Raw genomic sequence first — 6,504 nt, forward strand, 5'->3', positions numbered from 1 at the left:
GGCTAGAGGGCCTTACTTGCGCGCCACGTCGCTCGTCGCCACGCGCTTGCGCAGCTCGCGGATCAGCGCCTTGGCACGCGCCTCGTTGGCGGGGCCCATGCGCAGCAGGATCTTCTGACCGCTGGGCAGCGCCTCCAGCGCGGGGTCCACAAACTCGTAGCGCACCCAGGGCCGCAGGTTGGGCACTTCGGTGTTCACGGGCGTGAGCTTGACCTGCAGCGGGCCCGCAGGCTCGGGCGCCAGCAGCAGTTGGTCCAGCACCGCCACCAGGCGGTCGTTGAAGTAGCGCCGGGGGTAGCCCAGCTCTTCATACGCTTGCTGAAACAGCGGGTACAGCCGCGCGTACAGCGCCACGGCGGGCTCCATCGGTACCGCTTCAGCAAACGCCAAGAAGGCGCTGTAGCGTGCGGCATTGGCCGCCGCGATGGTGGTGGGCGCGTTGCCAGTGCCATCCACCACAAACCGCTGCGCCGTGGGCTGCACCGGCCACATGCGCGATGGCACGTGGGCGCGGCCCAGGTTGTCCACCGTGGCCACCACACGACGCACAAAACCGTCGGTCTGCAGAAACATCGCCAGCTTGTCGCGGCCTAGCAGCTCGGCCAACAGCTCTGCAACCCGAGGGTCAGACTCGGCCAGCGCAGGCAAGGCAGCGTCGGGCGGTGCCAGCGCATCCACCGGGTTCTGCGGCCCCGACGCCTCGGGAGCGGGCGTGGGCGCTGCCGGTGCTGGTGGAGCGGCCACCACAGGGGGTGGCGCCAATGCGAGCTCTACCGGCCGCAGCCAGAACCACCATGCCGCGCCAGCCGCCACGGCGCACACCAGCGCGGCCAGCAAGACCCAGAGTGCGGCGGAGGTGCGCTCTGGCGCGGGGCGGAATTCTGCGGTGTCTTGATCGGGCATGGGCTCTCCTTCAACACAGGAACAACCCTTGTCCGAGCCTCCATGGCGTCAGTCGTTCCCTCTCAGTCCCATATGGGGCGTAAACGATTGGACAACCGCCCACCCAGGCCCCGGTAACGCGATGTAGCCCGCCCCGGGCCGGCCCGGGAGAATGCCCTGCTTAAAACGCCGTCGGTGTGGTGGACAGCGACTCCAGCCAGGCCACCGTGGCGGCCAGCTCGGAGGGGCGAATCTCGTGTGCGCTGGGGAACTCGCGGTACGTCACCGTCACCGGCAACGGCGCCATGTGGTGGGCGATGGCCTGGGCGTTGGCCAGCGGGATCACGTTGTCGTGTGTGCCGTGGCTCAGCCACAGTTGCTTGCCACGCAGCGCATCGGCAGGTGCGGTGAGCGGCACCACCTGCGGCAGCAGGCGGCTGTGCCACACCAGGCCTGCATGCATCAACGCGGGCCGGGTGAGCAACAGCGACAGCGCCATGATGCCGCCCTGGCTGAAGCCGCCCACCACCACCCGCTCGGGCGGAATGCCCAGTTGCTCTGCGGCAGACTCGACCGCCTGGGCCACCAGGGCGCGGCTTTGCGCCTCCTGCTCTTCGTTGATAGTGCGCTCGCCGCTGGGCTCGATGGAGAAATCAAACCACGCGTGTGATCCCGGCCCCATGCGAAACGGCGCACGCAGGCTCAGCACATGAAACCGGTCCGGGATCTGCGGGGCCAGGCTGAACAGGTCCTGCTCGTTGCTGCCCACGCCATGCATCAGCACCAGCAGCCAGGGCCGGGGTGCGGTGGCGGCAGCGGGACGCTGCAAAAATGTGAGCGGCAAGGTAAGCATATATGTGCGCCTCGAATGGTTTAGGGCCTAAACGGGTGGAATGCAAGGAGTTCCGTGTCAGTGCGCCGGCTCCAGGGCAAAAGCGTCCATCGACAGCATGCTGTACATCACCTCGCGGCTCAAGTAGTTTGCGTGCAGGTCGTCGCCTGCTGCACCCAGTGCAAAGAAGATCGGCAAAAAGTGGTCTTCGGTCGGATGCGCCCGGTGGGCGTGAGGCGCCTGGCTGCGGTAGTTGAGCAGTGCTGCCATGTCCCCACGGGCCAGGGCGTCCTCGATCCAGCGGCTGAACTCCAGCACATAGGGCGCGGGCGCGCGCTCGCCGCCAAAAAACTCGGCCAGGTTGTGCGTCATGCTGCCCGACCCCACCACCAGCACGCCCTGGCTGCGCAGGCTGCGCAAGGCGGCTCCCAGTGCATACACCTCGGCCGGGCCTGCGCCCACGGGCAGCGCCACCTGCACCACAGGCACGTCGGCCTGCGGGAACAAGTGCATCAGCGGCACCCAGGCGCCGTGGTCAAAGGGACGCGCGGCATCGCCCTGGGCCGCCACGCCAGCGGCCTGCAACAGGCCCAGAACTTCTTGCGCCAAAGCAGGTGAGCCCGGAGCAGGGTACTGCAGCTGGTACAGCGCGGGAGGGAATCCGCCAAAGTCGTGCCAGGTGGCAGGCTGCGGCCCGGTCATCACCTGCGCCGAGCGCGCCATCCAGTGTGGCGACATGACCACCACGCCACGCAGGCCGGGGTACTGCGACTTCAGGCTCTGGCCCCATTGCGTGAGCGCCGGGCCCGTGGTGCCAGCGTCCAATGCGAACAAGGGCGCACCATGCGACACAAACAGCGCGGGGACTGCGGCAGAAACACGAACGGGGGCTTGGGCAGAGGCAGACATGACAACTCCAACAAGGAACACCATGAATGTAGGACTGATAGCCCGTGATACCAAGCCCTGCAAGGCAGACAGATTGTTCTACGGATGATGCCAATCAAACATTGACAGCGCCTTGGTGCTCAGCGCGCAACGCCCACCAGCCCCTACGCAGGCCTGCTCTGGCCCGCAGGTCAGGAGCCGTCGCGCACCCTGCCGCGCAGTGCCTTGGTCTCGCCCCGCTGCGTTTTGCTTTGCAAGCGCCGCTGTTTCGACCCATAGGTGGGCTTGGTGGCCCGGCGCACGCGGGGCGGCACGGCCACGCTGTTGACCAGCGCATTGAGCCGCTCCAGGGCATCGGCACGGTTTTGCTCCTGGCTGCGGTACTGCTGGGCCTTGATGACCAGCACACCGTCTTGGGTGATGCGGGTGTCGCGCAGGGCCAGCAAGCGCTCCTTCACACCCTCGGGCAGCGACGACGCCACCACGTCAAACCGCAGGTGGACGGCACTGGACACCTTGTTGACGTTTTGCCCGCCCGCGCCCTGCGCGCGCATGGCGGTGATTTCAACCTCGTCCTCAGAAACTTGCAGGGGCAGCGGGGCCATGGCCGTGGAATCCCCCGCGCCCAGCCATCAGGCCGCTGGTTGCTGGGCCAGCAACTGCGCCAGCCCGTCAATCGCCAGGCCATAGCCCAGCACCCCAAATCCGCACATCACTGCCTTGGCAGCGGCAGCCATGTACGAATGGTGGCGGTAGGCCTCGCGCGCGTGCACGTTGCTGATGTGCAGCTCGATCAGGGTGATGCCTGTGCCCTTGATGGCATCGTGCAGCGCAATGCTCGTGTGGGTGTAGGCCCCGGCGTTCATCACCACGCCCGCCAGCTCGCCCGCTGCGTGCAGGCGGCCCGCCTCGTGAATCCAGTCCACCAGCGCGCCTTCGTGGTTGCTTTGGTGAAAACGCAGCGCAAAACCGTGGCGGTGGCAGGCGTCGGTGCAAAGCTTTTCCACATCGGCCAGGGTGGCCGCGCCGTAAACGGCAGGCTCGCGCGTGCCCAGCAGGTTCAGATTGGGGCCATTGAGGACAAAAACGGTTTTATTGGCAGTCACAGACAGGGTCTCCGGGGCAATGCGCCTGCCACGCTGGCAGGCCAGAGTGCGGGATTATGCGGCGCCCCAGCGCAGGGGCCGCCCCAATAAAAAAGCGGCCCCGAAGGACCGCTGTAAAAGGCAGCCTGTGCAACGCTGCCTGTGAGCGACTCGCGCCCAAGAGGTTGGTGACAAACCAGCCGCTGGGGGCTGATCAACGGTCCCAGTGGCGACCGTGGCCGTGCCCGTGGTGGCGGTGGCCGTAACCATAACCGCCGTAGTACACCGCTGGGGGTGGCGTGTAGTACACCGGGGGAGCGTTGTAGTACACAGGGCGTGGAGGGGGAGCGTAGTACACCGGTGGGGGCGGTGCCACATACACCGGGGCGGGGGCGTAGTAGCCATTGCTGGCCCCCACCACCACGCCGGGCACGCCAATGCCCACGGACCAATTGACATCGCGGGCCTGGGCGGAGCCAGCACCGGCCAACAGGGCCAGCGCCACACCCGCCACAGCGGCCGCAGTAGAAACAGAACGGGTTTTCGTCATGGAAATCTCCTAGTGAATGAGGGCGGCCAGCCAAAAGGACACGCCTCACCGGTACACAACGCACCAAGTGCCTAAAAGGATGGCACAAAATCGTCTTTACGTTGTGTCTGAACGTACACGCGCTGGTTTTAATGCGTAAACCGTCACGAAACCGCCGCCTAAAATGGCTGGATGAGCACCCCCTCCCCCGCCAATACCGCCGCCACTGCCACTTCTGCGGCCCCTGAAACCGTCAAGCCCAGCAATTTTTTGCGCCAGATCATCGAACACGACCTGGACAAAGGCACCTACGCCACCCGCCGCTGGGCTGGCTCCCCCGGCGACGCCGCCCACCACACAGCCGGCCAGCCCGACCCCGCCAAGATCCGCACCCGCTTCCCGCCCGAACCCAACGGCTACCTGCACGTGGGCCACGCCAAGAGCATCTGCATCAACTTTGGCCTGGCGCGCGACTACGGCGGCGTGTGCCACCTGCGCTTTGACGACACCAACCCCGAAAAAGAAGACACCGAATACGTCAACAGCATCATCGACGCCGTGAAATGGCTCGGTTTTGACTGGACACAGATCGGACAGGCCCCCGGCAGCGCCGCCCCCTACCAGGCCAGCGACTACTTCGACTTCATGTACCGGGCAGCCGAATACCTGATCGAAGCCGGCCACGCCTACGTGGACGAACAGACCGCCGAACAAATGCGCGTGAACCGGGGCGACTTCAGCAAGCCCGGCGTGGACAGCCCCTTCCGCAGCCGCACGCCGGCAGAGAACCTGCGCATCTTCCGCGAGATGAAGGACGGCCAGCACGAAGACGGATCGATGGTGCTGCGCGCCAAGATCGACATGGCCAGCCCCAACATCAACATGCGCGACCCAGCCATCTACCGCATCCGCCGTGCCACGCACCACAACACGGGCGACACCTGGTGCATCTACCCCATGTACACCTACGCGCACCCTATTGAAGACGCGCTTGAGCAGATCACCCACAGCCTGTGCACGCTGGAGTTTGAAGACCAGCGCCCCTTCTACGACTGGCTGCTGGAGCGCCTGACCGAAGGCGGCCTGCTGGCCAGCCCGCCCCCCCGCCAGTACGAATTTGCGCGCCTGAACCTCACTTACGTCATCACCAGCAAGCGCAAGCTCGCCCAGCTGGTGTACGACCACAAGGTCAGCGGCTGGGACGACCCCCGCATGCCCACCATCGTGGGACTGCGCCGCCGTGGCTACACCCCCGCCGCCATCCAGACCTTTGCCGAGCGCATCGGTGTCACCAAGTCCGACAGCTGGATCGACTACAGCACCCTGGAAGGCTGCCTGCGCGAAGACCTGGAGCTGAAGGCCCACCGCGGCATGGCCGTGCTCAACCCCGTCAAGCTGGTGCTCACCAACTGGGACGACGTGATGGGTGCCGGCCACCTGGAGCCCTGCAGCCTGCCCGCCCTGCCCCACCAGAACCATGAAGCGACACAAGGCGTCGCGGAAGGGGTGGAAATCCCCGTGCGCCACTTCACCATCGGCAAGGAAGTCTGGATCGAGCGCGAAGACTTTGAAGAAGTGCCCCCCAAGGGCTACAAGCGCCTCTTCCCCGGCAACAAGGTGCGCCTGAAGGGCGGCTACGTCATTGAATGCACCGGCTGCACCAAAGACGCTGACGGCAACATCACCGAAGTGCTGGCCACCGTGGTGCCCGACACCAAGAGCGGCACCCCTGGCGCCGACAGCGTCAAGGTCAAGGCCGCCATCACCTGGGTAGGCGTGGCCGACGGCGTGAACGCCGAAGTGCGCATGTACGACCGCCTGTTCCTGGACGCCCACCCCGACGCGGGCGGCAAGGATTTCATCGAAAGCCTGAACCCGAACAGCCTGAAGGTGGTGACCGCCATCGTGGAGCCGTCATTGGCCAATGCCAAGCCGGACGACAAGTTCCAGTTTGAGCGGCACGGGTACTTTGTGGCGGACCGGGTGGATCACCGGGCGGAGAAGCCGGTGTTTAACTTGGCGGTGGGGTTGAAGGATTCGTGGGGGAAGTAACCCACAGATTTTATTTCCACTCCCCAATATCAAGGATGCAGCATGTGGGTTGAAGAATTAACTCTCGAAAATATCAAATGCTTTGAAAAATGCACATTGAAATTTTCAACAAAAACCCAAGAGCGTCCTCGGTGGATCACTCTACTTAGCGAAAATGGCAGTGGAAAGACAACCATTCTTCAGGCACTCGCGCTGCTTTTGGCAGGCCCGGAGTCTGCATCTCAACTGTCGCCTAG

At 65.1% G+C, this 6,504-nt stretch carries 8 protein-coding genes; 2 read left to right on the plus strand and 6 right to left on the minus strand.

Annotated features, from left to right (window positions below):
- Positions 1-12 precede the first annotated feature (12 nt).
- The 6 genes from N4G42_RS16755 to N4G42_RS16780 all read right to left on the minus strand — a co-directional run bounded on the left by N4G42_RS16755 (position 13) and on the right by N4G42_RS16780 (position 4,237).
- Positions 13-903 (minus strand): DUF3014 domain-containing protein, encoded by an 891-nt coding sequence (locus N4G42_RS16755; RefSeq protein WP_260667973.1) that lies wholly within the window; start codon positions 901-903, stop codon positions 13-15.
- Between the two features lie 160 nt (positions 904-1,063).
- Positions 1,064-1,735 carry an alpha/beta hydrolase gene (locus N4G42_RS16760; protein WP_056064687.1) on the minus strand — a complete coding sequence of 224 codons (672 nt, stop codon included), beginning with the start codon at positions 1,733-1,735 and terminating at the stop codon, positions 1,064-1,066.
- 57 nt (positions 1,736-1,792) lie between these two features.
- On the minus strand, positions 1,793-2,623 hold the full coding sequence (locus N4G42_RS16765; RefSeq protein WP_260667974.1) for a DODA-type extradiol aromatic ring-opening family dioxygenase: 831 nt from the start codon (positions 2,621-2,623) through the stop codon (positions 1,793-1,795).
- Positions 2,624-2,793: 170 nt separating this feature from the next.
- Positions 2,794-3,207: an alternative ribosome rescue aminoacyl-tRNA hydrolase ArfB gene (gene arfB, locus N4G42_RS16770; protein WP_056747066.1), complete on the minus strand. Its 414-nt coding sequence runs from the start codon at positions 3,205-3,207 to the stop codon at positions 2,794-2,796.
- Positions 3,208-3,234: 27 nt separating this feature from the next.
- Positions 3,235-3,708: a type II 3-dehydroquinate dehydratase gene (aroQ, locus tag N4G42_RS16775; protein WP_108498832.1), complete on the minus strand. Its 474-nt coding sequence runs from the start codon at positions 3,706-3,708 to the stop codon at positions 3,235-3,237.
- A 193-nt stretch (positions 3,709-3,901) separates the two neighbouring features.
- Positions 3,902-4,237, minus strand: coding sequence for a hypothetical protein (locus N4G42_RS16780; RefSeq protein WP_056064701.1), 336 nt, complete (start codon positions 4,235-4,237; stop codon positions 3,902-3,904).
- 171 nt (positions 4,238-4,408) lie between these two features.
- On the opposite strand from N4G42_RS16780, the gene N4G42_RS16785 reads away from it, so the two are divergent.
- Together N4G42_RS16785 and N4G42_RS16790 are read left to right on the plus strand one after the other, a co-directional pair.
- Positions 4,409-6,268 carry a glutamine--tRNA ligase/YqeY domain fusion protein gene (locus N4G42_RS16785; RefSeq protein WP_260667975.1) on the plus strand — a complete coding sequence of 620 codons (1,860 nt, stop codon included), beginning with the start codon at positions 4,409-4,411 and terminating at the stop codon, positions 6,266-6,268.
- 42 nt (positions 6,269-6,310) lie between these two features.
- The coding region (locus N4G42_RS16790; RefSeq protein ID WP_260667976.1) for an AAA family ATPase at positions 6,311-6,504 on the plus strand (194 nt) is incomplete at its 3' end.

The sequence above is a fragment of the Acidovorax sp. K2F genome (genome assembly GCF_025246485.1).
GTDB classification, from domain to species: domain Bacteria; phylum Pseudomonadota; class Gammaproteobacteria; order Burkholderiales; family Burkholderiaceae_C; genus Acidovorax; species Acidovorax delafieldii.

Excerpts from the sequence above, each read along its gene's own strand:
- N4G42_RS16755 (WP_260667973.1), bottom strand. The coding sequence starts at position 903 with ATGCCCGATCAAGACACCGCAGAATTCCGCCCCGCGCCAGAGCGCACC.
- N4G42_RS16760 (WP_056064687.1), bottom strand. The coding sequence starts at position 1,735 with ATGCTTACCTTGCCGCTCACATTTTTGCAGCGTCCCGCTGCCGCCACC.
- N4G42_RS16765 (WP_260667974.1), bottom strand. The coding sequence starts at position 2,623 with ATGTCTGCCTCTGCCCAAGCCCCCGTTCGTGTTTCTGCCGCAGTCCCC.
- arfB (WP_056747066.1), bottom strand. The coding sequence starts at position 3,207 with ATGGCCCCGCTGCCCCTGCAAGTTTCTGAGGACGAGGTTGAAATCACC.
- N4G42_RS16780 (WP_056064701.1), bottom strand. The coding sequence starts at position 4,237 with ATGACGAAAACCCGTTCTGTTTCTACTGCGGCCGCTGTGGCGGGTGTG.
- N4G42_RS16785 (WP_260667975.1), top strand. The coding sequence starts at position 4,409 with ATGAGCACCCCCTCCCCCGCCAATACCGCCGCCACTGCCACTTCTGCG.